The organism is Pseudomonas abyssi, assembly GCF_003444685.1.
GTDB lineage: Bacteria > Pseudomonadota > Gammaproteobacteria > Pseudomonadales > Pseudomonadaceae > Halopseudomonas > Halopseudomonas abyssi.
This window is the reverse complement of the sequence record NZ_LMAZ01000003.1, coordinates 438,746-463,476: the sequence shown is the minus strand read 5'-3', so window position 1 is coordinate 463,476 and position 24,731 is coordinate 438,746. Positions and strand designations below refer to the sequence as shown.

Sequence of the window (24,731 nt, the reverse complement as noted above, 5' to 3'; positions counted from 1 at the left end):
GGTCAGGATGCGTCCCCGCGGCGCTTGTTAGCCAGCTGCTGCATGCGATATTGCTCGCGGTAAAGGTGAGCAAAACCGTGCAGCACTGGCATGACCAAGGCCCAGATGCAGCCCAGTAGCACCAGGGTGGTGGTCGTACCCAGCGGCAAACCGACATCGGCCAGTCGGGCGCCGGCCAGGTAACTGAGCGGCCCGCCAACAGCGCCCAGTAGCACTGCCCGCCAGATGGGCTTGGCGGTCCAGCCCAGGCAGTGGTTCAGCGTGGTCCCCAGCAGCGCCCAGAGCACGGCCAGCCATAGCGGCACCAGCGTGTCCTGGTCGCGAAATTCCAATACGCCCAACTGCAGCAGGAAGGAGTCCAGCGCGGCGCCTGCCAGCATCACCGAGACCACCAGTTTGCCTTCGGCAGCCCAACTGCTGGTCCAGAAAAAATGCACCAGCAAGGCCGCCGCCGGCACCGCTAGCCAGTAGCTGTTGCCGCCCAGTACGCAGGCCAGCCAGCCGAGCTGGAACAGCACGGCATTGGCAATCAGTCGCCGGTCAGGCATGTCACTCCCCCAAGATGGTTTCTCCAGGGCGCGCATCAGGTTTGCCAAGCAGGATTTGCGCTGTGCCGATGCCGCGCTCGCGGAAGCCGCCCTCGCAGTAGCAGAGGTAGAACTCCCAGAGTCGGAAAAAGGCGTCATCATACCCGAGTTGCGCCAGCTCACCACGGTAGCGCTGCAGGTTGTGGTACCAGTGACGGAGCGTGCGGGCGTAGTGCAGGCCGATATCTTCCAGATGCAGCATGGCCAGATCGGTATGTCGCCGGGTCAGCTCGCCGATGATACTGACTGAGGGCAGGGAGCCGCCGGGGAAGATATAGCGCTGGATGAAGTCTACGCTGCGACGTGCCTGTTCGTAGCGTTGGTCGCGGATGGTGATGGCCTGCAGGAGCATGAGGCCATCGGGTTTGAGCAAGGCGGCGCAGGCCTTGAAATAGGTAGCAAAGTAGGCGTGCCCTACGGCCTCGACCATCTCGATAGATACCAGCTTGTCGTATTGGCCTTCCAGTTCGCGGTAGTCTTTGAGCAGCAAAGTGATGCGGTCCTGCAGGCCGGCTTGCGCAATACGCTCCTCGGCCAGCCGGTATTGTTCCTGCGACAAGGTGGTCGTGGTCACCCTACAGCCATAATGCTGGGCGGCATAGATGGCCATGCTGCCCCAGCCGGTGCCAATTTCCAGCAGGTGATCGTCGGCAGTCAGTTCCAGCTTGCGGCAGATGCGTTCCAGCTTGTTCAGCTGGGCGGCGTGCAGGTCGTCGCTGCCGGGCGCAAAGATCGCCGCCGAGTACATCATGCTGGGGTCCAGCAAACGTTCGAACAGGTCGTTGCCAAGATCATAGTGCGCGCTGATATTGCGCCGTGACCCCTTCAGGCTGTTGCGGTTGAGACGATGCAGCCACTGCAGCGCCGGCTGCCCGAGCCGTGCCAGGCCGGTTTCCATGGCGTCGAGCACATCCAGGTTGCGCACAAACAGGCGGGTTACCGCGGTCAGGTCTGGCGTGCTCCACATGCCCTGAAAGTAGGCCTCGCCGGCACCGACACTGCCATTGCAGGCAATCTGCCCCCAGGCGGCCGGATCGTGCAGGCGAATGTCGGCGTGCAGGCCATCGTGATCGGGCTGGCCAAAGTCCAGGGTTTCGCCCTCCAGGTGCAGTCGCAGGGTGCCGCGCTGCAACAGCCTCAGGCGAGACAGCACGGCCTGGCGGCACAGGCGTTGCAGCCAGCCCTCGCGTTCTTGCGCGGTGCTGCAGGTGAGTTCAGGTCTGCTCGGTTTCATGTCCGGACTCCTTGCGCGAATGCGCTGCCACCGACTGCGCGGCGGGCGCATGGTCAAACAACGGTATGCCTTTGAGCAGCAGACGCAGGGCCTGCCAGTAGATGCCGCTGACGGTACGCAGCACCATGAAGGGGAAGCGAACTGTCTCCCGGCGCAGTAGCGCCGGGCTGAGCGGCTGGCGCTGCAGGCCCATGCTGGCGTCGAACAGCCGCTGGCCGTCCTGATGGTGCTCGATGCGCACCTGCAGGCGCTCGGCCGGCGTACTGAAGTGCATCTGGTACTCGGCGTCGCAGGGCAAAAAGGGTGAAACGTGAAAGCGCTTGGCCAGGCTGAAGTGCTGGCGAGGCTGCTCGGGGTCGGTTTCCAGCAGGTAGCTGAAGCGTTCACCCCAGGGGGTATTGGTGACTTCGCAGATGATCGCTCGCAGTTGCCCGCGCCGGTCATGGCAATAAAAGAACGAAACCGGGTTGAACAGCATGCCGAAGCTGCGAATTTGCGTCAGCAGGCGGACCGGGCCGTCTAGCGTCAGGCCCAACTGCTCGCGCACCAGGCGCTGGGCGCAGGCTTTCAGGTTTTCCTCTGGCTGGCGCTCGGTACGCAGGTAGTCATTCTCGACAAAACGCATCGGCGACCACCAGCGACCGCTCCACAGTGCACTCAGGCCGAATACCTCGGGTTGCTCATCCAGATCGAGCAGTAGCAAGGTGATCCGGTAGCGGAACTGATGCCCGCGCGGCTGATGCCGCCGGTGCTGCAGTTGGCCGCTGTAGAGTGCGCTGGCAAGGGGCATCAGAGGCGCTCTCCGAAGTGGGCTGCCACGCGCAGGGCGCTGACCACCCCGTCTTCATGGAAACCGTTGGCCCACCAGGCGCCGCAGAAAAAGGTGTGCTGCTCGCCAAGCAGTGATTCCCATTGTTGCTGGGCAGCGCTCGCGGCCTGGCTGAACTGCGGGTGGGCGTAATTGAAGCGCGCCAGGATGCGCGCGGGATCAATCTGCTCGGTCTGGTTGAGGCTGACGCAGAAGGTTTCCGGCGCCTGTATGCCCTGCAGGATGTTCATGTTGTAGGTCAGCGCGGCGGGATTATGCGGATCGCCACCGAGCCGGTAGTTCCAGCTGGCCCAGGCCAGTCGCCGGCTTGGCAACAGACTGGTGTCGGTATGCAGGACCACGTCGTTGTCGGCGTAGCGAATGGCGCCAAGAATGGCCTGCTCTGCGTCGCTGGGTTGCTCCAGCAGGTTCAGCGCCTGGTCGCTGTGACAGGCGAGTATCACCCGATCAAAGCGCTCCTCGCCCTGCCGACTGATGATGCTGACGCCCTGAGCATCGCGGCGAATGCGCTGGACCGGGCAGTTCAGGCGTATGTTGCGGGCGAAGGGCGCGGTCAGCGCCGGAACGTAGCTGCGCGAGCCGCCCTGGATAACCCGCCACTGTGGCCGATTGCTGACCGACAGCAGTCCGTGGTTGTGAAAGAAGCGGACAAAGAAGGCCAGCGGAAAGTCCAGCATGTCGCGCAGGGACATCGACCAGATGGCTGATCCCATAGGCACGATGTAATGGTCGATAAAGCAGCGGCTGTAGCGGCGCTCGCGCAGGTAGTCGCCAAGGGTGGTCTGGGTGTTGGCTTCCGGCTTTTCCAGATCGGTCAGGGCTTCGCGGTTGAAGCGCAGGATATCGAACAGCATGCGCAAAAAACTGGGCGACAGCAGGTTGCTGCGTTGGGCAAACAGGCTGTTGAGGTTGTTGCCGTTGTATTCCAGACCGCTGGCCGGTTCGCACACCGAGAAGCTCATCTCGGTGGGCTGCGAGGCCACGCCGAGTTTGTCGAGCAGGCGAATGAAATTGGGGTAGGTCCAATCATTGAACACAATAAACCCGGTGTCGATGGCGTAGCGCTGCTGCGCCACCTCGACATCGACGGTATGGGTGTGCCCGCCGACCCAGTCATTGGCTTCGAACACGGTAATTTCGTGGCGACGCGACAGCAGGTGCGCCGCCACCAGGCCGGCAATACCGCTGCCGACAACAGCAATACGCATCAGTTGAGCTCCTGTCGTGCGCCGACTTCAGGTTTGCGACGGCGACGGGTCAAGGCCACGCGTATCCCGGCCGGCAGTGCAGCGATCAGGCGCAATACGCTGATGAAACGTCCGGGGAAGCGGATCTCCCGCTGGCCGCGCTCCAGCCCGCGCAGTATGCGGCGGGCGGCTTCTTCTGCACTGACGCGCATCGGCATGGCGAAGTCGTTTTTGGCGGTCAACGGGGTGTCGACAAAGCCGGGGCTGACCAGGGTGACCGCCACGCCTTCTTCGGCCAGGTCCAGCTCCAGCGACTGCATCAGGTAGCGCACGGCGGCCTTGGAGGCACCATAGGCTTCGGCGCGTGGCAGCGGCAGATAGGTCACGCTGCTGCCCACCGCCGCCAGACGCGGCGCGCTGCTGCGTCGGAGCAACGGCAGGGCTGCCTCGATGCAGTTGGCGGTGCCCTGCACGTTTACTTGCATGACCCGGCCCAGCAGGGCAGCGGAGAAGTGCGGCAGTTCCATGTACTCGCAGGTGCCAGCGTTAAGAATAGCCCAGTCCAGGCCGCCCCAGGCGGTATCGATACGCTCTGCTGCCTCGCGCACGGCGTGGATATCGGTGAGGTCGGCGGTGACCACCAGGACTTGATCGGGGTAGCGTTCGGCCAGTGCCAGCAGGGGTTCGCGGCGGCGCGCGGTCATGGCTACCCGGTGGCCCTGTGCGGCCAGTTGCTCAGCCAGTGCCAGGCCGATACCGCTGGAGGCGCCGGTTAACCAGATTCTACGTTGATGGTTCATGTCAGTCGTCTCTTGAGTAAGCGTATGACGCTGCCGAGCAGCGGTATGTGTTCGTACAGCAGGGCGCCCGCGTCGTAGTGATCCCGGTGTCGGTACACCTTGGCGTCGCGGAACCACACCTGGCTTACGCCCGGAACGCTGACTTCGCGTCCGCCGGCCAGTCGGGGGTGGCGGTAGTACAGGGTCCAGCACAGCAGCGCCTGCTCGTCATCCACCGGCGAGCATTGGCCGAATTCAAAGCGTACGCTGTTCAGATTGCTGTAAAGGTTGCTGCAATAAGCCTCCAGCGCAGGCAGACCATGCACCTGATGCAGCGGGTCGGTGAACTGCACCTCGGGGTGGTACAGCTCGGCCAGGCGTTCGAGGTTGTCGCGATTGAGACTGGCGAAGCCCTGGGCGAAGGCATCGATCTGCTGTTGACTGATCATGCGGTTTCTCCTGCTTCGCGGAAGGCGTCGATGGCCCGTTGACGGCTGCTGCGCAGGTCAACAATAGGGGCAGGGTAGGCAGGCCTGTCGGCAAACAGGTCGGCCTGGGGCGGCAGATGAATGTCGCGCGCAGGCAGCCCGGCCAGTTCCGGCAGCCATTGGCGAATGAAGCTGCCGTCCGGGTCGCATTTCTCGGACTGACTGACCGGATTGAATACGCGGAAGTAGGGCGCGGCATCGGTGCCGGTCGAGGCGCTCCACTGCCAGCCGCCGTTGTTGGCTGCGAGGTCGCCGTCGATCAGGTGCTGCATGAACCAGCGCTCGCCTTCGCGCCAGTCGATCAGCAGGTTTTTGGTCAGGAACATGGCGCTGACCATGCGCAACCGGTTATGCATCCAGCCGGTCGCCAGCAGCTGGCGCATGGCGGCATCGACCAGCGGGATACCCGTGCGGCCCTCTTTCCAGGCGGCCAGGCCCTTGGGGTCGTTGCGCCAGCGCACCGACTCGGTTTCCGGGCGGAAGGCACGGTGCCGGGAAACACGCGGATAGCAGACCAGAATGTGCTTGTAGAACTCGCGCCAGAGTAGCTCGTTGATCCAGCTCACGGCGCCGGGGTTGCCGCCGTCAAATTCGCCCTGGTTGACGCGTAGCGCTGCGTGCAGGCACTGGCGGGGCGAGAGTACGCCGGCAGCAAGATAGGCCGACAGGCGGCTGGTGGCATCCAGGTCGGGGCGGTCGCGGTCCTCGGCGTAGTCTTGCAACAGGTCGGCGCAAAAGTGTTCCAGGCGTTCCAGAGCGGCCTCTTCACCGGCAGGCCATAGTGCCTGCTGGTCATCAGTTGGGCGCTCGAACGAGTCAAAGCCGGCCGCCGGCTGATCGCTCTCAATGGCATGCGGCGGCTGGCGCCTGGGCGCGGGCAGACAGTCCGGCAGACGCCGATGGAGGCTGGCATAGGCCTGTTTGCGAAACTGGCTGTACACCTTGTACATGGTGCCGTTCTGCGTCGTCAGGCTACCTGGCTCGAACAGCAGTTGGTCGGTATAGCGCTGGCAGTCCAGACCTGCGTCCTTGAAGATCGCCGCAACGGCGGCGTCGCGGGCCTGCTCGTGCAGGCCGTATTCGTTGTTGAAGTGCAGGGCGCTGGCCTTCAGCTCCTGCGCCAGCTCGACGAGCAGCTCGGGGCAATCGTCCCAGGCCTCGGCTTGCAGCACGCGCAAGGCTATGTTGCGCTCAGCGAGCTGTGCTTGCAGCGCCACCAGGTTGCGGCGCCAGAAATCGATCTTGATCGGTGCGTCGTCGTGGGCGCGCCAGTCGTTCGGCGTGGTGATAAACACGGCCAGCACCTGGCCTTTCTGGCTGGCGTGCCAGAGTGCATGGTTGTCGTGCAGGCGCAGATCGCCACGCAGCCAGCACAGTTGCAGGGGGCTGCTCATGCGCGGTCTCCGGTGTGACGGCTGTAGTGACGGGTCAGGGTATTCATCGTTATATCGCGTTGCGCAGGCTGAGTTCAGGCGGATGCGGCTGCAGGTAAGCCTGTTGCAGCAGATAGGGATCGGGATGGCGCAGCAGATGGTGGCGCAGCAGAGTAACCGGCACGACCAGCGGCACGATCCCGCTGCGGTAGTGGTTGATCAGCTGCTGCAGCTCTTCTTTTTCCGGCGGGTTGAGTACTTTCTTGAAGTGCCCGGCGACGTGCTGTAGCACGTTGCTGTGTCCGCTTCGACTGGCGGGACGTCGCAGTGCGGCCATCAGTTCAGCGAAGTAGGCGTTGGCGGTGTCACGCAAGGCGGCGCCGCGCCCCGGGTTGGCCAGCATCTGCCCGATCTGACGGTAGCTGGGTGACTGATGTGCCATCAGCAGGTATTTGTGACGCGCGTGAAAGGCGAGCAGGCGGCTGGCGCTGAGCCCGTCGCGCAGCAGTTGCTGCCAATCCGAGTAAACGATGACACGGTTGACGAAGTTTTCGCGCAGCACCGGATCGTTCAGGCGTCCCTCTTCCTCAACCGGCAGCAGCGGATTGGCCTGCATCAGCCGAGCGGCGAAGATGCCCCGGCCGGTGGCCGGTGCGGGATGCCCATTGGGCTCGTAAACCTTGACTCGCTCCATGCCGCAGCTGGGTGACTTTTGCATAAAGATAAAGCCGCACAACTCTTCGCAGAGTACGGAGACATCGTCGGCGTATTGCTGCAGGGCGTCGGTCACGTCGAGGGTGTGATCCACGGTGCCGACCGCGCGAGGCGCTGCCGGGTCGCCGGCCAGCCGGATGGGCTTGCGCGGGGTGCCCAGGCCAATGGCGACTTCGGGGCAGAAGGGCCGCAACTCAAACAGGGTGCCCAGGTGGTCGGTGCACAGGCGCGAGTGCTTGTGGCCAGCGTTGAAACGTACCGGGTCACCCATCAGGCATTGGCTGATGCCGACGGGGATGCGTGCAGAATTGGCAGATCGCATGGCGTGTCTCCTGTACAGCTTGAATCGCTTTTGTACAAGGATAAGACTGATTTGGCTATTTTTGTATAAGTTTTTTCACCTTTCGTCTGTCAGCTGTTACCAGCTGTACTGATTTGGCGCTGCAAACCTGACTGCTCAGCGTTTGCCGAGCAGTACCTGGGCGGCCTCGCGACCGCTCAGCCAGGCGCCTTCAAGGCGGCCGGACTGGCACCAGTCCCCGCAGGCGTACAGGTTTAGGTCGGGGGCCGCCAGTGCGCCCCATTCGCAGTCGTCCGCAGGTCGGGCATAGAGCCAGCGGTGGGCGTGCAGAAAACGGATGGCCGGCAGCGCGATGCCGAGCGCCTGCGCCAGGGCGTCGACCAACTGCTGCGCAACCTCATGCGCTGGGGTGTCTAGGTGATCGCTCGCCCACGCGGGCGTGGATTGCAGTACCCAGTTTGCCGCCTCACTGCGTCCGGGTTTGCTGTGGTTGGCACAAACCCAGTCGAGCGGGCCGCAGCGTACAAAGGCGGCGTCCAGCTCGACGGCCAGTGGCGCCTCAAAGCCGACCGAGACGGCCCAGCCCGGCTCCATTTGCGCCTGCTTGGCGGCATTGGCCAGCGCCGGGGCGGCCTCCAGCAAGGGCACTGTCTGAGGGGCGGGGGTGGCAACGATAACCTGCTGGTAGGGACCATAGGTTTGCGCCTTGGTATCAACCAGCAGCCAGCCGCTCTCGGCCCGCTGCAGTGCGGCAATGCGGGTGGCGCTGTGCAGCGGCATGTCGCCAAGCAGGCCGCGACTCAGTGCGGTCATGCGAGGTGTGCCGACATAGCGTGGCTGGTCATCGTCGGAGCGCTGCAGGCCCTGTTCATCGATGCGATACAGGCGCGGCTGCCAGCGGGTAATCCAGCCCTGTTCCTGCCAGTACTCGACGGCTGCGCGGAAGGCGCTGTGGCGAGCGGTAAAGTACTGGGTGCCGATATCAAACTCACCCTGTTCGGTGCGCTTGCTGCTCATTCGGCCACCGGTACCCCGGCTCTTGTCGAAGATGTGGACACTAACGCCGGCTTCGTGCAGGTGACTGGCGGCACTGATGCCGGCGATGCCGGCGCCGATTACGGCTACGCTCATAATGTGATCTGGTCCTGTTCAGGTCGCTGTATGGGGCCGTTTTACCCCGGCGGAACAGGAAAAGCTATACATGGGCATGCTGTTTGTATAAAAATTTGTGCGTCGTCGGTGTCGCCGTTGTCTCGCATGTTGTCCATTTGGCAGTTTGGCGTGCCCGCGCTTGCCCCATGGGCTGTCAGGCCCTAGTGTGGCGGCTCGCAGTGCTGACGACAGGGAGTCCTTATGAATGTATTACTGACCGGCGGTACCGGTCTGATCGGGCGGCAACTGTGTCGCCAATTGGTAGCAGCAGGGCACCAGGTGGCGGTGTGGAGCCGCCGTCCGGGTGACGTTGCCAGCTTGTGCGGTGCACAGGTGCGCGGCGTCGCCAGCCTGGAGCAGCTGGATGATAGCCCGTTGGACGCGGTGATCAACCTGGCTGGCGCTCCCGTGGCGGACCGGCGCTGGAGCACTGAGCGCAAGGCACTGCTGTGGCAGAGCCGGGTGACCCTGACTGAGCAGCTGGTGCAGTGGCTTGGCCAGCGTGCACAGCGCCCCGAGGTACTGGTTACGGCGTCGGCGGTGGGTTGGTACGGTGACGGTGGCGATACGCCGCTGACCGAGACCAGCCCGGCGAAGGTAGAATACACCCACACCCTGTGCGATGCCTGGGAGGCGGCGGCGCGCCGCGCGGCATCTTACGGCATGCGGGTCTGTGTGTTGCGTATTGGTTTGGTGCTGGCGCCCGATGGCGGCTTTTTGCAGCGCATGCGTCTGCCTTTCAGCCTGGGGCTGGGCGGCCCGCTAGGGTCTGGGCGGCAGTACATGCCTTGGGTGCATCACAGTGATGTCGAGGCGCTGTTGCAATGGCTGATTGAGCGTCCTGACTGTCGCGGGGTGTATAACGGCACCGCGCCGACGCCGGTAACCAACCGGGAGTTCAGCCGTGCGTTGGGCAGGGCGCTTGGCCGGCCGGCGGTGTTGCCGGCCCCGGCACCTGTGCTGAAGCTGGCGCTGGGCGAGATGTCGCGGTTGTTGCTGACCGGGCAGCGCGCGTTGCCGGCCAAGGCGGAGCAGGAAGGCTTTGTGTTTCGTTACCCGCATCTTGAGACCGCACTGGCTCAAGTGCTGCAAAAGCAAAAATGATGGTTGTTGATCCGTTGGAGTGAGTGAATGTCTGAACGTGGGGTTTTGCTGGTCAATCTGGGCTCGCCAAAGAGTACCCAGGTGGCCGATGTGCGGCGCTATCTGAATCAGTTTCTGATGGACCCCTACGTGGTAGACCTGCCCTGGCCTGCGCGCCGGTTGCTGGTCAGCCTGATATTGCTCACGCGTCCCAAGGCCTCGGCGCATGCCTATGCCTCAATCTGGTGGGAGGACGGCTCGCCCTTGGTGGTGATCAGTCGCCGGGTGCAGCAGGCGTTGCAGCAACAGCTGGATATGCCGGTCGAACTGGCGATGCGTTATGGCGAGCCCTCCATCGAGCGGGGGCTGCTGGCACTGGCGGCGCGGCCGGGTGTGCGCGAGGTGCTGTTCATGCCGCAGTATCCGCAGCACGCCGACAGCACCATTACCACCTCGGTGCAGGAGGCGCAGCGGGTGATCAAGCAGCATGGTCTGGATATCCGCCTGAACGTGGTGCCGGCGTTTTATGATCGCCCCGACTATCTGGCCGCCCTGGCCGACAGCATGCGGCCCTATCTGGCGCAGGGCTTTGATCACCTGCTGCTGAGCTACCACGGCTTGCCCGAGCGTCACCTGCGCAAGGCCGATCCGACCGGTACTCACTGCCTGGCGTCCGGCGACTGCTGCGAACGTGCTTCCGCTGCTCACGCCACTTGTTATCGTGCGCACTGCAGCCACGTCAGCCGCGAACTGGCGGCCCGCCTGGAGCTGGCGCCACAGCAATGGTCAATGGCTTTTCAGTCCCGCCTGGGTCGTGACAAGTGGATTGAGCCCTATACCGAGACGCGGATCGACGAGCTGGCTGCGCAGGGCGTCAAGCGGCTGCTCGTTGCCTGCCCGGCATTTGTGGCTGATTGCATCGAGACGCTGGAGGAAATTGGCGATCGCGCGCGCGAGCAGTTTGTCGCTGCCGGCGGAGAGGAGCTGGTGCTGATCCCCTGCCTGAATGACGACCCGCAATGGGTTCAGGTGCTCGCTGACTGGTGCCGGGAGACCCCGCGGCAGGCGTGAGCCTGCCGCATTGCCATCAACCGCGCTTGATCCACTGCGACAGGGCCAGATGCAGGCCCAGGGCGATCAGCACGCCGCCCATCATCCGATCGAACCAGTGCCCCATGCGATGAAAGCCGCGACGCACCGCATCGCGGCTGAACAGCAGGGCCACCAGGCAAAACCATGCGCCGGTCGCTACCGCCGTATAAACGCCATAGCCGGCTTGTACCAGTAGCGGGGTGTCGTGGCTGATGACCACGGTGAACAGCGACAGGAAGAACAGTGTCGCCTTGGGGTTCAGGCCATTGGTGATAAAGCCCTGACGAAACGCCTGCGCGGCACTCATGCTGTGCTGGTTGCTAACCTGCTGGTCCGCCGAGGCCGGCTGGGCGCGCAACGCGCGAAAACCGATGTAGAGCAGATAGGCGCCGGCGACCAGCTTCAGCAGATTGAACAGCCAGACCGACTGCGACACAATCAGGCCAATGCCCAGCAGCGAGTAGGTCACGTGCAGGAAAATGGCGCAGCCAACACCGACCGCGGTGTACAGGCCGGCGCGGTGCCCGGCGCTGACGCTGTTGCGAATGACCACGGCAAAATCCGGTCCGGGGCTGATCACCGCGAGCAGGTGGACCAGTGCCACCAGCGCAAATTCATTCCAATACATTGCAGGTCCTCCTGTGGGCGGACGATTATACTGCGCCGTCTCCCTGCAACATAGGTACAGCCAGCATGCAAGAAGGTCTCTCCACCGTTTTTCTCGATCGTGCCAGCCTCGACCAGGGCGACCTGGATCTGAGTGGGCTGGAAGGCACCGCGAGTGTCTTCACCAGTTATCCGCGCACGGCTGCCAGTGAGGTCAGCGAGCGGCTGCAGGGGCAGCAGGTGGTGATTACCAACAAGGTGGTGATTGACCGTGCGCTGATGCAGGCAAACCCGCAGCTGAAGCTGATCCTGATTGCCGCAACCGGCACCAATAATGTCGACCTAGAGGCGGCGCGTGAGCAGGGCATCGTGGTGTGCAATTGCCAGGCCTACGGTACCCCGGCGGTGGCGCAGCACACGCTAATGCTGATGCTGGTGCTGATTACCCGGTTCGAGTCCTACCGTGAGGCCGTGCGCGGCGGCGCCTGGCAACGTAGCGAGCAGTTCTGCCTGCTGGATTATCCCATCGGCGAGCTGTCTGGCCGGACCCTGGGTATTCTTGGCTACGGCGAGCTGGGGCAAGCGGTCGCGCGGCTGGCCGAGGCCTTTGGCATGCGCGTACTGGTGGGCGCGTTGCCCGGGCGTGAGCGTGAAGGGCGCCCGGCACTCGAGCACTTTCTGCCAGCGATTGATGTACTCAGCCTGCACTGCCCGTTGACCGAGGCAACCCGGGATCTGATCGGCGCGCCCGAGCTGGCGCTGATGAAGCCGGGCAGCCTGGTGATCAATGCCGGTCGCGGTGGTCTGGTCAATGAGGCTGCGCTGGCGGCGGCGCTGCGCTCCGGGCACCTGGGCGGTGCGGCCTGTGATGTGCTGACGGTCGAGCCGCCGGTCGATGGCAATCCGCTGCTTGATGCTGATTTACCGAATCTGGTCATCACCCCGCACAGCGCCTGGGGCAGCCGCGAGGCGCGCCAGCGTATTGTCGAGCAACTGCGCGAAAACCTGTTGGGTTTTGCCGACGGCCAGATGCTTCGTCAGGTCGGCATCTGCTAACTCCCTCACACCTCCGTCGCCGCCCTCACCCAAAAGGGTGATGGTTGCGCGGATGCCTCCTTTTACGGTGAACGACGTCATCGGATGACGTTCGCCGGCTAGCTGCAGTCCGGTTGATCCGCCACGGAATCAGGGCCTGCAGGCATTGCTGCGCAGGTCCATTGGCACAAGGACCTGCCCCATGCCGGCCAATCACTCGTCTGTCTGCGGCCCGCCGGCCCAGCGCGGATTTTCATTGCTCGAAGTGCTGGTGGCGCTGTTGCTGACCACCCTTGGGGTGTTCGGCGCCATCGGCTTGCAGCTCAATGCCCTGCGCTTCAGCGCCGATAGCGCCCACCGTGCCCAGGCGTTGCTGATGACCAATGACTTGCTTGAGCGCATGCGTGCCAACCGTGGTGCCTTGCCGCTGTATGCCATGACTGTCAGCGGAGAGTGTCCCGAACAGAGCGTGGAAAACCTGCCTGTGCTGCAACAGGATCGCGCTGATTTTGCCAGCGCCGTGACCTGCCAGCTGCCCGAAGGCGAAGCGCGGGTGACGGTCGAGCAGGGCGTGGCGCGGGTGCTGGTGCGCTGGTCACAGGCGCGGATCAGCGAGCAGGGAACGGCCCGCCTGCAGCTTGATGTGCGGATCGGAGCGCAGCCGTGAACGGCCGGCCGAGCGGCTTTGGCCTGGTCGAGCTGCTGGTTTCCATGGCGCTGGGACTGCTGTTGACCATGGCCCTGATGCAGACCTTGCTGGGTAGTCGCGACAGCCTGGTGCTGCTGCGGCACGGCAACCAGTTGCAGGAGGATGCGCGCTACCTGATGGGGCGGTTGGCGGCGGACTTGCGCGCGGCGGGCAGTGAGGGGTGTCTCAACCTGCAGCTTAGCCCGGGTATCGCGTTGCCAGCACCACTGGCCCAACCGGTCAGTTACCAGGGCGGTGTGCTGCAGATCGTTACCGCCTTACCGGTCCGAGTCCAGACCAATGCCCCCACCGGCTATCGTCCCGGCACCTTTGGCGCGCGCTGGCTGGTGGCAGGCAATTGCCGGGACCGTGTGACCATCGCCGAAGATGAGCTGCAAGTGCAGCCTGGTGACTGGCTGCTGGCGCTTCGTCAGCTCGAATACCGTCAGCAGGGCGACCGGGTGCAGGTGCGCCTCAATGGTAGCGGCAACTTTGAAACGCTGATCGAGCAGGTGGTGGATTTTCGCGTGCAGTTTGCCCTGGCCGCCAACGCAGATATGCCAGATGCCGGTGGCCGCTACCAGTCCACGCTCACGCCCGGGGAGCAGCCCCGTTTGCGCAGTGTGCGGGTGAGTCTGGCGCTCAGTGATAACCCGGGCAGTCCGCAGGCCGGACGCCTGCTCACCCAGCGTTATACGCAGGTGACGCGCCTGCGCAATCGACCAGATCAATAAGGGAGTGATATGAGCAGGAGGCGTTCGTTCCGGCGGCAGCAAGGGGCCGCCTTGCTGATCAGCCTGGTATTTCTGCTGCTGATGGTGGTGGGGGCACACGCTGCTGTGCGCGGCGCCACCCATCAGCAACGTCAGGTTGCCAATCTGGTGCAGCGCCAACTCGGCTTTCAAGCTGCCGAAAGTGCACTGCGTACTCTGGAGGCACAGATCCGGGCACAGCAGGTGGCCCTGCCCGGGCAGGCCTGCAGCGGTGCTGATTGCAACCTGGCGGACGCCGGTTGGCAAAGCCTTGCCTCTGCCGCAGCCGGTGTGGCGGTTGTTTACAGAGTCGACTGGCTGGGCACCAGTGCGATACCTGCACAGTTGCAGCACAGTGGGCAGTCACAGGTTTACCGGCTTGTGGTGCGCACAGAAACCGGGCGTCGTCGCACCGAATTGGAGGCTATGTATGCATTGGCCTATCAGTAAGCTGGCAACCTTGCTGCTGAGTGCAGTGCCGACTGCTGCACTGGCGTTTCAGCCGATCAGCGGTCCGGTGAGCACGCGTAGCGCTGCACCGGCCAATGTGGTCCTGCTGCTGGATAACTCCTCGAGCATGGTGCTGAACAGTACAGGCGGGCGTACCCGTCTGGCGGTGATGCAGGAGGCTGCCAGCCAGCTGCTGCGCCAGCATCGCGACCTGCGATTTGGCCTGTTTGCTTTTAACCCGGCGTCGGGGACGGGCGCGCAGCGTGACACGGCCGGCGGGCGCTTGCTGGTGCCCGTCGACGGGATTGGCGATGACCCCGCCGGGCGGCAGCATCTGCAGCGGCTGGAGCAGGCCATTACCAGCCTGAACCCCGCAGCGGGCAGTAATCCGGACCTGTATACCTGGACACCGCTAGCGGAAACCCACTATGAGATCAGCCGCTACCTGCGCGGCATGACTTCCTTCTACGACCCCGCCATACCGCGCTACCAGAGCCCGCTGCAGTGGCGTTGTCAGGCCAGCGCTGCGGTTGTGCTGACTGACGGGCTGCCAACCCATGACAGCACCTTTCCGGTCTCGGCCCAGCAGGAGCCGGCTGGCCAGAACCCCCACCTGCCGGGCAACTGGCACCTGCCAGACTGGGATGGCGACACCGCTGATGATGCGACCGGCGCCAGCCTGCAGGACCCGGGCAGTACCTTTTATCTGGACGATATGGCGGCCTTCGCCCGCGCGCTCGATCTGCGCCAGGGCGGCGCCGACGCAGCGGGCCAAAGTTGGGACGATCCGGCCTATCCACCGCAAAACCTGCGTAGCTACACCCTCGGGTTTGCCGTTGATGACCCGCGTTTGCGTGCCGCTGCGCAAGCCGGAGGTGGGCGCTACCTGAGCGTCGCCGACGCCAGCGGGTTGTCCGCTGCGCTGAGCCAGCTTGTGGGGGAGGTGGGAGCGCACAGCGGTTACGTATCGGCAGCAACCCTTGATGGCCAGACGTTGAGCGCTGGCCGCTTGCGTGTCCGCTTGCACTATCATGCCCGAGACTGGAGCGGCGAGCTGGAGCTGCTGGCGCTGGACAGCCGCGGAGCAGAGCAGGGCGTGATCTGGCGTAGCGACAGCCAGTTTGTACCCGGCGGGCTGCGCGGCCGATACCAGAGCTGGCGCCACGCCGATGCCTTGCAGCCAGCAGGTCCGGTGACCCTGCGCGGCGCCGGATTTGGCGCCCTGGCGGCCGTCCAGCAACAGCAGCTGCAGGCGATGGCCGCCGGGCTCGGCTTGCATGGTGCCAATGCCGGGCAACAGTTGCTCGACTGGGCCCGCGGTGTGCCGGTACCGGGGCTGCGCGAACGCGCCCGCCTGTTGGGGGATAGCGTGCGCAGCGCGCCTCGGCTTTTGATGGCCGGGGCGCCCTTGCAGACCAGCCAGGAGGCGGCCTACCAGACCTATCTGCAGCAGCGCAGCGCCATGGGTGACCTCTTGCTGGTGGGCGCCAATGACGGTTTGCTGCACGTATTCGAGGCGGGCGGCCTGCATCGGTACGCCTATCTGCCTGCTGCCTTGCAGGGCAATCTGCAGCACTGGGCAGCTCCGGCCTACGGCGCAGGTTACGGGCATTACTCCGGAGTTGATGGCCAGATAGCGCTGGCTGATGCTCGCCTGTCAGCTGGTTGGAGTACCTTGGCAGCGGCGGGCCTGGGCGCCGGCGGCAAGGGGCTGTTTGCCGTGCGGCTATATGACCAGCGCGACGCCGCCAATGCCTTGGGAGCGTTGTGGGAGGTAGATGCAGGGCAGCCGGGTTGGCAGGCGCTCGGCCACCTGTACGCCGCCCCGCAGGTGTTTAACAAGGCCGGGCGGGCGCTGCTGATTACGGGCAACGGCTACGGCAGTGCTACGGGCGTAGCCAGTTTGCTTGTGCTGGATGCGGAAAGCGGCGAACTGCTCAGACAACTGGACCTGCCGTCCAGGGCGGGCACATCTGAGAGCAACGGATTGTCGGCATTGACCCTGCAGCGTGACGCCGGCGCAAACGTCGTGGCAGCCTATGCGGGTGATCTGCATGGACAGCTGTGGGGCTTTGATCTGAGCGCAGACGACCCGCAGCACTGGCAGGTGATCAACCGCAGCAGTCCGTTGTTTGTGGCGCCGCCCGGGCAACCGCTGACGGCCGCTCCGGTGCTGCATCTCGGCGCGCAAGCCAAGGCGCCACTGCTGCTGTTTGGCAGTGGTCGCCTGCTGGCCGATGGCGATGCGCAAAGTCGAGAGCAACAGGCATTCTATGCGCTGCGGTTGGCGCCCTCGGTGCGCACCTTGAGCGTGGCGGATCTGACGCAGCGTCAGCTGCAACCAGGTGATACCGCCAGCACCCGGCAGGTGCAGGGCGCCGCGCTGGACTGGCAGCAGCAGGCGGGCTGGTATGTGCCGCTGCCGGTGCATTCGGTCAGCGCCGAACGGGTGGTCGAGGCGGCTACGGTCGTGGGTAGCCGGGTCCTGTTCAGCACGCTGATTCCGCGCCGCAGTGCCGCAGATCTGTGTCGCCATCAGAGCAGTGGCTGGCTGATATCGCTGGCGTTGGATACCGGCCTGGCGCCGCCCTTCGCCAGCCTGGACGGCAATGCCGATCTGCAGGTGACCGACGCAGATATCGGCGTGATCGGTATTGAGCTGGATATCGGCCTGCCCAGTCTGCCGCAGGTATTGCGCGCGGAGGCAGACCCGGAAGTGACGCTTCCCGGCTGCGAGAGCGAGCACTACCTGCTGCAGGGCAGTGAAGGCAGCGCGCTGCTGGCTGGTGGTGGGCGCTGCGTATTTGCGCGGATTCACTGGCGGCAATTGCGATGAAGCGCGCGTGCGGCTTTACCCTGCTGGAGCTGATGATGGTGGTCGCGATCGTTGGCCTGCTGGCGGCCATTGCCTATCCCGGCTATCAGGAGCATGTACGCAAGGGGCAACGGGCTGAGGTCAGTGGCTTGGTACTGGATAATGCCCAGCGTCTGGAGCACCACTATGCCAGCACTGGCCGCTATGACGAGGGCACGGTCGAGGGGTTGTGGCTGCAGAGTCCGGCGCAGGGCACGGCGGTCTATCGGGTGAGCGCGGAGCGAGATCGGGAGCGCTTTGTACTGCGTGCCCAGGCGGTGAGCGGTGGACTGATGGACGGCGATGTGTGTGCTGAACTGACGCTTAACCAGCTTGGACAGCGCACGCCAGCAGACGCGCGCTGCTGGCGGCGCTGAGCCGACATTACTGATGGGGCAAGACGTTCTCGTCTTCGCCTTTGGGCAGGATCAGGTTGAGGACAATGGCGACCACGCCACACAGGCTGATGCCCTGCAGGCTGAAGCTGTCATTGCCGATCACCATGCCGCCGATGCCAAATACCAGGGTCACCGAGACGATGCAGAGATTGCGCGCCTGCGCCAGATCTACCTGATTGCGTACCAGGGTATTCAGACCCACCACGGCGATTGAACCGAACAGCAGGCAAAGAATGCCACCCATGACCGGTACCGGCATACCCAGCAGCACTGCACCGAACTTGTCGACAAAGGCCAGGCCGATGGCAAACACGGCCGCCCAGATCATCACATTGGGGTTGAAGTTGCGCGTCAGCATGACGGCGCCGGTGACTTCCGAGTAAGTGGTGTTGGGCGGGCCGCCCAGGAAGGCTGCCGCCGAGGTGGCGATGCCGTCACCCAGCAGGGTGTTCTGCAGGCCGGGCTTTTCCAGGTAGTTCTTGCCGGTGACGCCCCCAATGGCCAGCACGTCGCCAATGTGTTCGATGGCCGGCGCAATGGCGACCGGAATCATGAACAGAATCGCTGCCAGCTGGAACTCCGGCGCAACAAAGGCCGGCACTGCCAGCCAGGGGGATTCAGCCACCTGGCTGAAGTCGACCACACCCAGCAGCCAGGACAGCACATAACCCACCAGGACGCCGGCCAGAATCGGCACCAGACGGAACAGCCCCTTGGCAAAGACCGCGACCACAATAGTGGTGGTCAGCGACGCTGCAGCAATCAGAATCGCGGTGTTGTAGTCCACCAGTTGCTGGCTGCCGTCGCCGGACTTGCCCATCGCCATGTTGACGGCGGTGGAGGCCAGACCCAGGCCAATGACCATGATCACCGGGCCGACCACTACCGGCGGCAGCAGGCGCTGGATAAAGCCCGGCCCACGCCAGCGGATGATCAGGCTGAGCAGGATATACATGACCCCGGCGGCAACCAGGCCGCCCAGCGTGGCCGGCAGGCCCCAGGTCTGGTTGCTGTACATGATCGGTGCGATAAAAGCGAAACTTGAGGCCAGAAAGATCGGGATCTGACGGCGGGTAGTGAACTGGAACAACAGGGTGCCAATACCGGCGGTGAACAACGCCACGCTCGGGTTCATGCCGGTAATCAGCGGCATCAGCACCAGTGCGCCAAAGGCCACAAACAGCATCTGTGAGCCGGCCAGCGCGGTGCGCCAGCCGTGGGTCTGGACGCCTTCCATCAGACAATATCCTTCTGCTTGGTGCCGAAGATCTTGTCACCGGCGTCGCCCAGGCCCGGGATGATGTAGCCCTGTTCGTTCAGGCGCTGGTCAACCGAGGCGGTGTAGATCTGCACGTCGGGGTGGGCATCGTTGACGCGTTTGATGCCCTCGGGCGCGGCCACCAGCACCAGCGCGCGAATCTCGCGGGCACCCGCTTTTTTCAGCATGTCGATGGTGGCGACCATGGAGCCGCCGGTGGCGAGCATCGGGTCGATGATCAGGGCCATACGCTGGTTCAGTTCGCCGACCAGCTTTTCCAGATAGGTGTCCGCTTCCAGGGTTTCCTCGTTGCGGGCCAGACCAATGACGCTGACCTTGGCACTCGGTACCAGACTGAGGACGCCATCAAGCATGCCCAGACCCGCACGCAGGATGGGCACCACGGTAACTTTCTTGCCGCTGAGTTTCTCGACTTGCACGTCGCCGCACCAGCCTTTGATGGTATGGGCTTCCACCGCCATGTCCTGCGTCGCCTCGTAGGTCAGCAGGGCGGCAACTTCCTGGGCCAGTTCGCGAAAGTTCTTGGTGCTGATGTCGTTGCGGCGCATCAGCCCCAGCTTGTGTCGGATCAGGGGGTGGCGGATTTCTTTGACGTTCATCGGAAAGTTACTCTGTTGCAAGAAGGGCGCGGCAATTATGGCACAGCCTGAGCCGGGTCAACATGCTGTCAGAGCATGTGTGGAACTGGGCAGAACTTACCTATACTTGTGCTTTCGCGGCGACATGGGTATTTTTCGCCCCTTTTTTCCGGCACCAGCGGAGGTCAGTCATGGCGGTAGAGCTGCAGCATATTAAAGAAGTGATGGCGGAGGCGGATTGTCTCTTTACCGAGGCAGACGTCGAGGCAGCGCTGCAGCGCATGGCCGATGACATCAACACGCGGCTGAGTGACAGCAACCCGATTGTCTACAGCGTGATGAACGGCGGCCTGATCATCAGTGGCAAGTTGCTGCCCAAACTGCCTTTCCCGATGGAAGTGGGCTATCTGCACGCCACGCGCTATCGCAACAAGCTGTCCGGTGGCGAGCTGTTCTGGAAGGCGCGCGCCGAGCATTCGCTGGCGGGCCGCAGCGTGCTGATCATCGACGACATCCTGGATGAGGGGCACACCCTGGCCGCGATCGTCGAGTATTGCCGTGATGCCGGCGCCGAGCACGTCTACACCGCGGTCCTGCTGGACAAGCAGCATGACCGCAAGGCCTATCCCGGCATGCGTGCCGACTTTACCGGTCTGGATGTCGAGGATCGCTACATCTTCGGTTACGGGCTCGATTACAAGGGCTACTGGCGCAACGCCGCCGGTATCTTTGCCCTCAAGGGCCACTAGACGATGCGCGCCTGGTTGCTGGGGGCGGGCTTGAGCCTGTTGGCGCCGCTGCTGGCGGCACAGGTCAGCCTGCCGCACGACGAATACCTGCCGGCTGATCCCTTCGGGCAACGGCAGGACAAGCCCGAGCAGGTGCTGTTTGAAGTGCAGCGCTACAGTCTGACCGTTGGCAGCGAGCTGCGCCCCGGCGGGCGTCCCAACCAGGCGGAAGCCGGCATCTGGCTGCTGCTGGAAGGGCGCTCGCTGCTGCCGGGCAGCCCGGTTGAGCGTGCGCGACTGCACTTTGTCGAGGGCGAAGGTGGTCGTCGTGCGGCGCGGCTGGAGGATGGCGCCCATACATTGGTGATCACCTATCCGCTGAGCTTTCTGCCGATTATCCGGCAGCAGCTTGATGCGCCCGGCGCCGATTATGTCCAGGGACGCTTTTACGGCAATGGCCTGATCTGGGCCGATGTGCATTCGGCGCCGCAGTCCGGTGGTCGCTGAACTGGTGGCCGCGTCGGCGGATGGTTACAATGCCGACCCTGAGCCAGTGAGGAAGCAACATGCGTAAAGACAAAGAAAAGGTGATCGGCGAGCCGATGACCGATGAGCAGGTCGCGGTGTTTCTCAACGCGCGTCCTTATAGCAGTGAAGAATCCGCCGACTATCACCTGCTGGTCCGCGCCTACCGTGGGCTGCGCGTCGAGGATTTCGAGCGTTTTCTGGTGATGTTCAAGGCCGAAGGCTTTGACCTGAACGCCGTGAACGGTGAGGGGCGCACCTTCGCCGAGACCGTGCGCGAACACGCGCAGGGCGAAGACTACGTTGCCGTGCTGGAAGCGGCCGGCGCGCGTTGACAGTGCCTTGCCGCCGGCTCAGGCCGGCAGCAGGCGCCAGTGGTTGCGCCGTGATGGCTGCGCCACGCGAGCACTGCTCGGCAGTGCTTTGCCGATCCAACGGGCCTCCAGCTCGTTGACCTCGACCCAATGCCCGGTGCGCGGAGCTTCCTTCAGCTCCCACAGGGCAAGACACAGCCCCTGCGGGCTGAGTTGTGCATAGCAGCGGCGGCGCTTGAACAGTGCGTTAAGCATGGGGCGGACTCCGTCGTTATTCAGGGCGCCAGCTTGGCCTATCTGCATTGCAGGATGATGACAGCGCATCCCCCTGTCGGCGGCCTCGGAACCGGAGTATGCTGCGCCTGTCCAAACCGGCAGCAACCGGTGACAAACCGACTTTCCGATAGATGGCAGGAGTAAGCTACTTATGCTCAAGCGTTCAGGCATGCTGTTGCTGGCAGCGCTGACGGCGGCCCTGGTGGGTTGCGCACATAGCCCGCAGCAACTGACAGTACAACCGCAGATCAACAAGCCGCTCAATCCGGTCGCCCAGCAGCAGCCGGTGAGCGTACAGGTGCAGGACACGCGCCAGAGCAAGATTCTGGGCACCCGTGGCGGCATCTACCCTGACTCCAGCAATATCACCGTCAGTGACAGCACCCTGCCGGCGGTACGTCAGCAGGTAGAGAACGCGCTGCGCCAGTTGGGCTTTAATGTCGTGCCGCAGGGCACGCCGAATGCCAACAGTCTGACCTTGAACCTGTCTGACCTGAGCTACCAGTCGCCGAAGAGTTCGGTATACGTGACCCAGGCCGATATCAGCGCAACCTTCGTGGCGGAGGCGCGCAACATGAACAAGAACTACCAGGGGCGTTACAGCTCCTCGCTGCAGCAGCGTTTTGGTTATGCCCCGAACGAGCAGACCAACACGCAGCTGGTGACCGATGTCATGAGTGATGCGCTGACCCGCGTGTTTCAGGACCCGGCGATTATTCAGATCCTGCAGCAGTAAAGGGCTGCGGGTATAAAAAAACCGACGTCCTTGAGGCGTCGGTTTTTTTGTGCCTGGCGTCAACAGTTCAGGCAGGGGGTGATTGTAGCATTTCGTCGTGCTCGGCCATGTTCCAGGGCAGTACACCCGGCGAGATGTGCAGGAAGTGCAGATACTTCTCGAAGTGGTCGAGAATGTCGCCAATGATTTCCTGCTCATCGTAGCCATAGACGTCGTAGGTCTGGCCACCGCGGCGCAGGAATACCTCGGCGCGGTAGTAATGCTGCTGCTCGTTGTTGTCGGTGCGGCGCATTTCCGGGTAGGCAAAATCCGGGCGCAGGTACTCGCGCAGGCGCACCTCGTAGATGAAGTCGAGCTGATCCGGCTTGTGTATCTCCAGATACACCCGACCATTTTCCGGGTCGCGCTCTGCCTTGGTTGGCCAGCCCTGGTCAACCAGCGCATCGCTTAGGCGCTGCATGGCGGGCATGGCGGTCTTGTTGATAAAGCCTTCCACCGCTGCCCGGTCAGGAAAGTTGACGATACCGGCCAGGCGTTTCTTCCAGTTGGTCGTCAGGCTGTTGTCGCTGTAGCGGCTGACCTGCATCTGGTGCAGCAGGCTGACATCGCGGTGCCCTTCGATCACCAGCGCCCGCCACATACCGAGCATGGCAATGATCATGATGATGGCAAACGGCAGGGCTGTAACGATGGTCATGGTTTGCAGGGCGCTCAGGCCACCGGCCAGCAGCAACACCGCCGCAACCACACCTTCCAGAATGGCCCAGAAGGCGCGCTGCCAGACCGGGGTCTGCATGACCCCGCCGGAGGCCAGTGAATCGATGACCAGCGACCCGGAGTCGGACGAGGTCACGAAGAAGGTGACGATCAGCACTACCGTGATGAACGACACGATCGAGGTCAGCGGCAGGTGCTCGAACAGCTTGAACAGGGCGATCGCCTTGTCTGCCTGAACCTCGCTGATCAGCGCGCTATAACCCTCGTTCATGATCAGGTGCAGGGCAGTGTCGCCAAACACCGAAAACCACAGGAAGGTGAACATGGTGGGTACCAGCATGACGCCAAAAACGAACTGGCGAATGGTGCGGCCCCGGCTGATCTTGGCGATAAATAGTCCGACAAAGGGCGCCCAGGCGATGGTCCAGCCGAAGATGAACAGGGTCCAGTTGCCGATCCAGTCACTGTGGGTGTAGGCCTGCAGGTTGAAGGTGCGCTCGACAATGTTGTTCAGGTAGCTGCCGGTATTCTGCAAAAAGGCTTCGAGAATAAAGATCGAGGGGCCGACCAGAAACACAAACAGCATCAGCGACACCGCCAGCACCATGTTGACGATGGAGAGGTTCTTGACGCCCTTGTCGAGGCCGGCGACGACCGAAAACAAGGCCAGGCCGGTGACCACCGCAATGGCGATAACCTGGACGTTGCTGGTCACCGGAATGCTGGGCCAGAGGTAGTTCAGCCCGGCGTTGATCTGCGCCACCGAGAGGCCAAGGGTGGTAGCGATACCGAACAGGGTGCCTAGAATGGCGACCACATCCACGGTGTGCCCGATGGGGCCGTGAATGCGTTCACCAATCAGCGGATAGAGCGCTGAACGCATCGACAGCGGGAGGCCATGCCGAAAGGCAAAGTAGGCCAGTACCAGGCCGACCAGCCCGTAGATCGCCCAGATATGAAAGCCCCAATGGAAAAAGGCGATCTGCATCGCCTGCTTGGCGGCATCCAGCGTCTCCGGGGCCCCCGCCGGCGGGCTGGCAAAGTGGGTGACCGGTTCGGCGACGCCAAAGAACAGCAGGGCGATGCCGTAGCCGGCGGAAAACAACATGGCGAACCAGGCCGGGAAGCTGTACTGCGGCTCGGCGTGATCTGGCCCGAGGCGAATATTGCCCCAGCTGCTGCAGGCGACCAGTACCACAAACAGCAGAAAGCTGGCGACCGCCAGCATGTAGAACCAGCCAAAGGTCTCGGTGATGTAGGCCAGGGTGCTGGAAAACAGCGAGCCGGCCAGTTCGGGGTTGCTGATGGTGCCGATAACCAGCAGCAGAGTCACAATCACGGCAGGGGCAAACACGGGAACCAGTACGGTTGATTGCCAGCCACGCTTGGCGTCAGTCATGCAGATCTCCTTGTCCTGCGTGTACCGGTCGGTTGACCGGTTTTTTGGGCGAGCAGCCGCCAGCCGACATGCGGGCCTCGGGGCGCCGATGTTGGTCAGTGTTTTTGCTCGTTACCTGATAGAGGATAGCCGCCAGGGCCAAAGGTTCCGCTTATTCGTTTTGCCGGTCCGGGTCCAGCACCTCGATGCGCACCCGTGCGCTGCCGGCGCGGATCATGCCGAGCAGCTCGGCGGCGCTCTGCGAGACGTCGAGGATACGATGGCCGACAAAGGGGCCGCGATCGTTGATACGCAGGACAACCGAGCGGTTGTTGTACAGATTGGTCACCTCAACAAGGGTGCCAAAGGGCAGCTGCGGATGTGCTGCGGTGAGGTCGGTTTCGTCGTAAGGCTCGCCGCTGGCGGTGCGTCGGCCGTGCAGACGAGAGGAGTAGTAGGAGGCTTTGCCGGTCTGGGTCCAGCCAGGGTCACCCAGCGAAAGATCGTCGGCCATGGCGCGGCTGGCCAAGAGGGTAGCAAGGACGATCAGCAGGGCGCGAAGCATGGGGAGAATCCCGGATGACGGTGGCGCGGTCTG

At 63.5% G+C, this 24,731-nt stretch carries 27 protein-coding genes; 12 read left to right on the top strand and 15 right to left on the bottom strand.

Annotated elements, in window-relative coordinates; translation table 11 throughout:
- Nucleotides 1–2: 2 nt before the first annotated feature.
- From ASB58_RS12815 to ASB58_RS12775, 9 genes are all read right to left on the bottom strand, one after another.
- Nucleotides 3–548: a DUF2878 domain-containing protein gene (locus ASB58_RS12815; protein WP_118131116.1), complete on the bottom strand. Its 546-nt coding sequence runs from the start codon at nucleotides 546–548 to the stop codon at nucleotides 3–5.
- Between the two features lies 1 nt (nucleotide 549).
- The gene (locus tag ASB58_RS12810) at nucleotides 550–1,821 is read right to left on the bottom strand and encodes an SAM-dependent methyltransferase (protein ID WP_118131115.1); all 1,272 of its coding nucleotides are present in this window, start codon (nucleotides 1,819–1,821) and stop codon (nucleotides 550–552) included.
- On the bottom strand, nucleotides 1,802–2,611 hold the full coding sequence (locus ASB58_RS12805; protein ID WP_118131114.1) for a DUF1365 domain-containing protein: 810 nt from the start codon (nucleotides 2,609–2,611) through the stop codon (nucleotides 1,802–1,804). The genes ASB58_RS12810 and ASB58_RS12805 overlap by 20 nt, the downstream gene beginning before the upstream one ends.
- A complete protein-coding gene (locus tag ASB58_RS12800; protein ID WP_118131113.1) occupies nucleotides 2,611–3,858 on the bottom strand; it encodes an NAD(P)/FAD-dependent oxidoreductase in 1,248 nt (415 codons plus the stop codon). The genes ASB58_RS12805 and ASB58_RS12800 overlap by 1 nt, the downstream gene beginning before the upstream one ends.
- Nucleotides 3,858–4,637, bottom strand: a complete 780-nt coding sequence (locus tag ASB58_RS12795) for an SDR family NAD(P)-dependent oxidoreductase (RefSeq protein ID WP_118131112.1) — start codon at nucleotides 4,635–4,637, stop codon at nucleotides 3,858–3,860. The genes ASB58_RS12800 and ASB58_RS12795 overlap by 1 nt, the downstream gene beginning before the upstream one ends.
- Nucleotides 4,634–5,065 carry a nuclear transport factor 2 family protein gene (locus ASB58_RS12790; protein ID WP_096003249.1) on the bottom strand — a complete coding sequence of 144 codons (432 nt, stop codon included), beginning with the start codon at nucleotides 5,063–5,065 and terminating at the stop codon, nucleotides 4,634–4,636. Before ASB58_RS12790 ends, ASB58_RS12795 begins: the two co-directional genes overlap by 4 nt.
- Nucleotides 5,062–6,486: a deoxyribodipyrimidine photo-lyase gene (phrB, locus tag ASB58_RS12785; protein WP_118131151.1), complete on the bottom strand. Its 1,425-nt coding sequence runs from the start codon at nucleotides 6,484–6,486 to the stop codon at nucleotides 5,062–5,064. Before phrB ends, ASB58_RS12790 begins: the two co-directional genes overlap by 4 nt.
- 61 nt (nucleotides 6,487–6,547) lie before the next feature.
- Entirely contained in the window at nucleotides 6,548–7,513 is a 966-nt protein-coding gene (locus tag ASB58_RS12780) for a YbgA family protein (protein WP_096003248.1), read from the bottom strand.
- Between the two features lie 135 nt (nucleotides 7,514–7,648).
- Nucleotides 7,649–8,623: an NAD(P)/FAD-dependent oxidoreductase gene (locus tag ASB58_RS12775; RefSeq protein ID WP_118131111.1), complete on the bottom strand. Its 975-nt coding sequence runs from the start codon at nucleotides 8,621–8,623 to the stop codon at nucleotides 7,649–7,651.
- Between the two features lie 222 nt (nucleotides 8,624–8,845).
- On the opposite strand from ASB58_RS12775, the gene ASB58_RS12770 reads away from it, so the two are divergent.
- Together ASB58_RS12770 and hemH are read left to right on the top strand one after the other, a co-directional pair.
- On the top strand, nucleotides 8,846–9,748 hold the full coding sequence (locus ASB58_RS12770) for a TIGR01777 family oxidoreductase (RefSeq protein WP_118131110.1): 903 nt from the start codon (nucleotides 8,846–8,848) through the stop codon (nucleotides 9,746–9,748).
- Nucleotides 9,749–9,775: 27 nt separating this feature from the next.
- A complete protein-coding gene (hemH, locus tag ASB58_RS12765; protein ID WP_118131109.1) occupies nucleotides 9,776–10,798 on the top strand; it encodes a ferrochelatase in 1,023 nt (340 codons plus the stop codon).
- A 16-nt stretch (nucleotides 10,799–10,814) separates the two neighbouring features.
- On the opposite strand, the gene ASB58_RS12760 is transcribed toward hemH, so the two are convergent.
- On the bottom strand, nucleotides 10,815–11,447 hold the full coding sequence (locus ASB58_RS12760) for a LysE family translocator (protein WP_096003244.1): 633 nt from the start codon (nucleotides 11,445–11,447) through the stop codon (nucleotides 10,815–10,817).
- Nucleotides 11,448–11,512: 65 nt separating this feature from the next.
- Here ASB58_RS12760 and ASB58_RS12755 point away from each other — a divergent pair, with 65 nt between their 5' ends.
- The 6 genes from ASB58_RS12755 to ASB58_RS12730 all read left to right on the top strand — a co-directional run bounded on the left by ASB58_RS12755 (nucleotide 11,513) and on the right by ASB58_RS12730 (nucleotide 17,581).
- On the top strand, nucleotides 11,513–12,481 hold the full coding sequence (locus ASB58_RS12755; protein WP_118131108.1) for a 2-hydroxyacid dehydrogenase: 969 nt from the start codon (nucleotides 11,513–11,515) through the stop codon (nucleotides 12,479–12,481).
- A 181-nt stretch (nucleotides 12,482–12,662) separates the two neighbouring features.
- The gene (gene pilV, locus ASB58_RS12750; RefSeq protein ID WP_118131107.1) at nucleotides 12,663–13,127 is read left to right on the top strand and encodes a type IV pilus modification protein PilV; all 465 of its coding nucleotides are present in this window, start codon (nucleotides 12,663–12,665) and stop codon (nucleotides 13,125–13,127) included.
- On the top strand, nucleotides 13,124–13,882 hold the full coding sequence (locus tag ASB58_RS12745) for a PilW family protein (protein WP_118131106.1): 759 nt from the start codon (nucleotides 13,124–13,126) through the stop codon (nucleotides 13,880–13,882). Before pilV ends, ASB58_RS12745 begins: the two co-directional genes overlap by 4 nt.
- Before the next feature lie 9 nt (nucleotides 13,883–13,891).
- Nucleotides 13,892–14,350 (top strand): pilus assembly PilX family protein, encoded by a 459-nt coding sequence (locus ASB58_RS12740; RefSeq protein ID WP_118131105.1) that lies wholly within the window; start codon nucleotides 13,892–13,894, stop codon nucleotides 14,348–14,350.
- Nucleotides 14,331–17,186, top strand: coding sequence for a PilC/PilY family type IV pilus protein (locus ASB58_RS12735; protein WP_118131104.1), 2,856 nt, complete (start codon nucleotides 14,331–14,333; stop codon nucleotides 17,184–17,186). The genes ASB58_RS12740 and ASB58_RS12735 overlap by 20 nt, the downstream gene beginning before the upstream one ends.
- A complete protein-coding gene (locus ASB58_RS12730) occupies nucleotides 17,183–17,581 on the top strand; it encodes a type IV pilin protein (RefSeq protein WP_118131103.1) in 399 nt (132 codons plus the stop codon). Before ASB58_RS12735 ends, ASB58_RS12730 begins: the two co-directional genes overlap by 4 nt.
- 7 nt (nucleotides 17,582–17,588) lie before the next feature.
- On the opposite strand, the gene ASB58_RS12725 is transcribed toward ASB58_RS12730, so the two are convergent.
- Nucleotides 17,589–18,839, bottom strand: coding sequence for a uracil-xanthine permease family protein (locus ASB58_RS12725; RefSeq protein ID WP_096003237.1), 1,251 nt, complete (start codon nucleotides 18,837–18,839; stop codon nucleotides 17,589–17,591).
- Nucleotides 18,839–19,480, bottom strand: a complete 642-nt coding sequence (gene upp, locus ASB58_RS12720) for a uracil phosphoribosyltransferase (protein WP_083726135.1) — start codon at nucleotides 19,478–19,480, stop codon at nucleotides 18,839–18,841. The genes ASB58_RS12725 and upp overlap by 1 nt, the downstream gene beginning before the upstream one ends.
- Nucleotides 19,481–19,650: 170 nt before the next feature.
- On the opposite strand from upp, the gene ASB58_RS12715 reads away from it, so the two are divergent.
- From ASB58_RS12715 to ASB58_RS12705, 3 genes are read left to right on the top strand one after another with little or no spacing between them, the layout of a single operon-like run.
- Nucleotides 19,651–20,208: a hypoxanthine-guanine phosphoribosyltransferase gene (locus ASB58_RS12715; RefSeq protein WP_096003236.1), complete on the top strand. Its 558-nt coding sequence runs from the start codon at nucleotides 19,651–19,653 to the stop codon at nucleotides 20,206–20,208.
- Between the two features lie 3 nt (nucleotides 20,209–20,211).
- On the top strand, nucleotides 20,212–20,694 hold the full coding sequence (locus tag ASB58_RS12710) for a hypothetical protein (RefSeq protein ID WP_065336044.1): 483 nt from the start codon (nucleotides 20,212–20,214) through the stop codon (nucleotides 20,692–20,694).
- A 59-nt stretch (nucleotides 20,695–20,753) separates the two neighbouring features.
- A complete protein-coding gene (locus ASB58_RS12705) occupies nucleotides 20,754–21,047 on the top strand; it encodes a PA4642 family protein (protein ID WP_096003235.1) in 294 nt (97 codons plus the stop codon).
- Between the two features lie 18 nt (nucleotides 21,048–21,065).
- On the opposite strand, the gene ASB58_RS12700 is transcribed toward ASB58_RS12705, so the two are convergent.
- On the bottom strand, nucleotides 21,066–21,281 hold the full coding sequence (locus tag ASB58_RS12700; protein ID WP_096003234.1) for a hypothetical protein: 216 nt from the start codon (nucleotides 21,279–21,281) through the stop codon (nucleotides 21,066–21,068).
- A 172-nt stretch (nucleotides 21,282–21,453) separates the two neighbouring features.
- On the opposite strand from ASB58_RS12700, the gene ASB58_RS12695 reads away from it, so the two are divergent.
- Nucleotides 21,454–22,038 (top strand): YajG family lipoprotein, encoded by a 585-nt coding sequence (locus ASB58_RS12695; RefSeq protein ID WP_118131102.1) that lies wholly within the window; start codon nucleotides 21,454–21,456, stop codon nucleotides 22,036–22,038.
- A gap of 67 nt (nucleotides 22,039–22,105) precedes the next feature.
- Here the strand turns inward: ASB58_RS12695 and ASB58_RS12690 are convergent, their stop codons facing one another.
- Nucleotides 22,106–24,154 carry a BCCT family transporter gene (locus ASB58_RS12690; protein ID WP_118131101.1) on the bottom strand — a complete coding sequence of 683 codons (2,049 nt, stop codon included), beginning with the start codon at nucleotides 24,152–24,154 and terminating at the stop codon, nucleotides 22,106–22,108.
- A 151-nt stretch (nucleotides 24,155–24,305) separates the two neighbouring features.
- Complete coding sequence (locus tag ASB58_RS12685; RefSeq protein ID WP_118131100.1) at nucleotides 24,306–24,698, bottom strand: septal ring lytic transglycosylase RlpA family protein; 393 nt, start codon at nucleotides 24,696–24,698, stop codon at nucleotides 24,306–24,308.
- Between the last annotated feature and the right edge of the window lie 33 nt (nucleotides 24,699–24,731).

Bases quoted from the DNA above. Each gene is read 5' to 3' on its own strand.
- ASB58_RS12815 (WP_118131116.1), bottom strand. From the start codon at position 548: ATGCCTGACCGGCGACTGATTGCCAATGCCGTGCTGTTCCAGCTCGGC.
- ASB58_RS12810 (WP_118131115.1), bottom strand. From the start codon at position 1,821: ATGAAACCGAGCAGACCTGAACTCACCTGCAGCACCGCGCAAGAACGC.
- ASB58_RS12805 (WP_118131114.1), bottom strand. From the start codon at position 2,611: ATGCCCCTTGCCAGCGCACTCTACAGCGGCCAACTGCAGCACCGGCGG.
- ASB58_RS12800 (WP_118131113.1), bottom strand. From the start codon at position 3,858: ATGCGTATTGCTGTTGTCGGCAGCGGTATTGCCGGCCTGGTGGCGGCG.
- ASB58_RS12795 (WP_118131112.1), bottom strand. From the start codon at position 4,637: ATGAACCATCAACGTAGAATCTGGTTAACCGGCGCCTCCAGCGGTATC.
- ASB58_RS12790 (WP_096003249.1), bottom strand. From the start codon at position 5,065: ATGATCAGTCAACAGCAGATCGATGCCTTCGCCCAGGGCTTCGCCAGT.
- ASB58_RS12780 (WP_096003248.1), bottom strand. From the start codon at position 7,513: ATGCGATCTGCCAATTCTGCACGCATCCCCGTCGGCATCAGCCAATGC.
- ASB58_RS12775 (WP_118131111.1), bottom strand. From the start codon at position 8,623: ATGAGCGTAGCCGTAATCGGCGCCGGCATCGCCGGCATCAGTGCCGCC.
- ASB58_RS12770 (WP_118131110.1), top strand. From the start codon at position 8,846: ATGAATGTATTACTGACCGGCGGTACCGGTCTGATCGGGCGGCAACTG.
- hemH (WP_118131109.1), top strand. From the start codon at position 9,776: ATGTCTGAACGTGGGGTTTTGCTGGTCAATCTGGGCTCGCCAAAGAGT.
- ASB58_RS12760 (WP_096003244.1), bottom strand. From the start codon at position 11,447: ATGTATTGGAATGAATTTGCGCTGGTGGCACTGGTCCACCTGCTCGCG.
- ASB58_RS12755 (WP_118131108.1), top strand. From the start codon at position 11,513: ATGCAAGAAGGTCTCTCCACCGTTTTTCTCGATCGTGCCAGCCTCGAC.
- pilV (WP_118131107.1), top strand. From the start codon at position 12,663: ATGCCGGCCAATCACTCGTCTGTCTGCGGCCCGCCGGCCCAGCGCGGA.
- ASB58_RS12740 (WP_118131105.1), top strand. From the start codon at position 13,892: ATGAGCAGGAGGCGTTCGTTCCGGCGGCAGCAAGGGGCCGCCTTGCTG.
- ASB58_RS12735 (WP_118131104.1), top strand. From the start codon at position 14,331: ATGCATTGGCCTATCAGTAAGCTGGCAACCTTGCTGCTGAGTGCAGTG.
- ASB58_RS12730 (WP_118131103.1), top strand. From the start codon at position 17,183: ATGAAGCGCGCGTGCGGCTTTACCCTGCTGGAGCTGATGATGGTGGTC.
- ASB58_RS12725 (WP_096003237.1), bottom strand. From the start codon at position 18,839: ATGGAAGGCGTCCAGACCCACGGCTGGCGCACCGCGCTGGCCGGCTCA.
- upp (WP_083726135.1), bottom strand. From the start codon at position 19,480: ATGAACGTCAAAGAAATCCGCCACCCCCTGATCCGACACAAGCTGGGG.
- ASB58_RS12715 (WP_096003236.1), top strand. From the start codon at position 19,651: ATGGCGGTAGAGCTGCAGCATATTAAAGAAGTGATGGCGGAGGCGGAT.
- ASB58_RS12710 (WP_065336044.1), top strand. From the start codon at position 20,212: ATGCGCGCCTGGTTGCTGGGGGCGGGCTTGAGCCTGTTGGCGCCGCTG.
- ASB58_RS12705 (WP_096003235.1), top strand. From the start codon at position 20,754: ATGCGTAAAGACAAAGAAAAGGTGATCGGCGAGCCGATGACCGATGAG.
- ASB58_RS12700 (WP_096003234.1), bottom strand. From the start codon at position 21,281: ATGCTTAACGCACTGTTCAAGCGCCGCCGCTGCTATGCACAACTCAGC.
- ASB58_RS12695 (WP_118131102.1), top strand. From the start codon at position 21,454: ATGCTCAAGCGTTCAGGCATGCTGTTGCTGGCAGCGCTGACGGCGGCC.
- ASB58_RS12690 (WP_118131101.1), bottom strand. From the start codon at position 24,154: ATGACTGACGCCAAGCGTGGCTGGCAATCAACCGTACTGGTTCCCGTG.
- ASB58_RS12685 (WP_118131100.1), bottom strand. From the start codon at position 24,698: ATGCTTCGCGCCCTGCTGATCGTCCTTGCTACCCTCTTGGCCAGCCGC.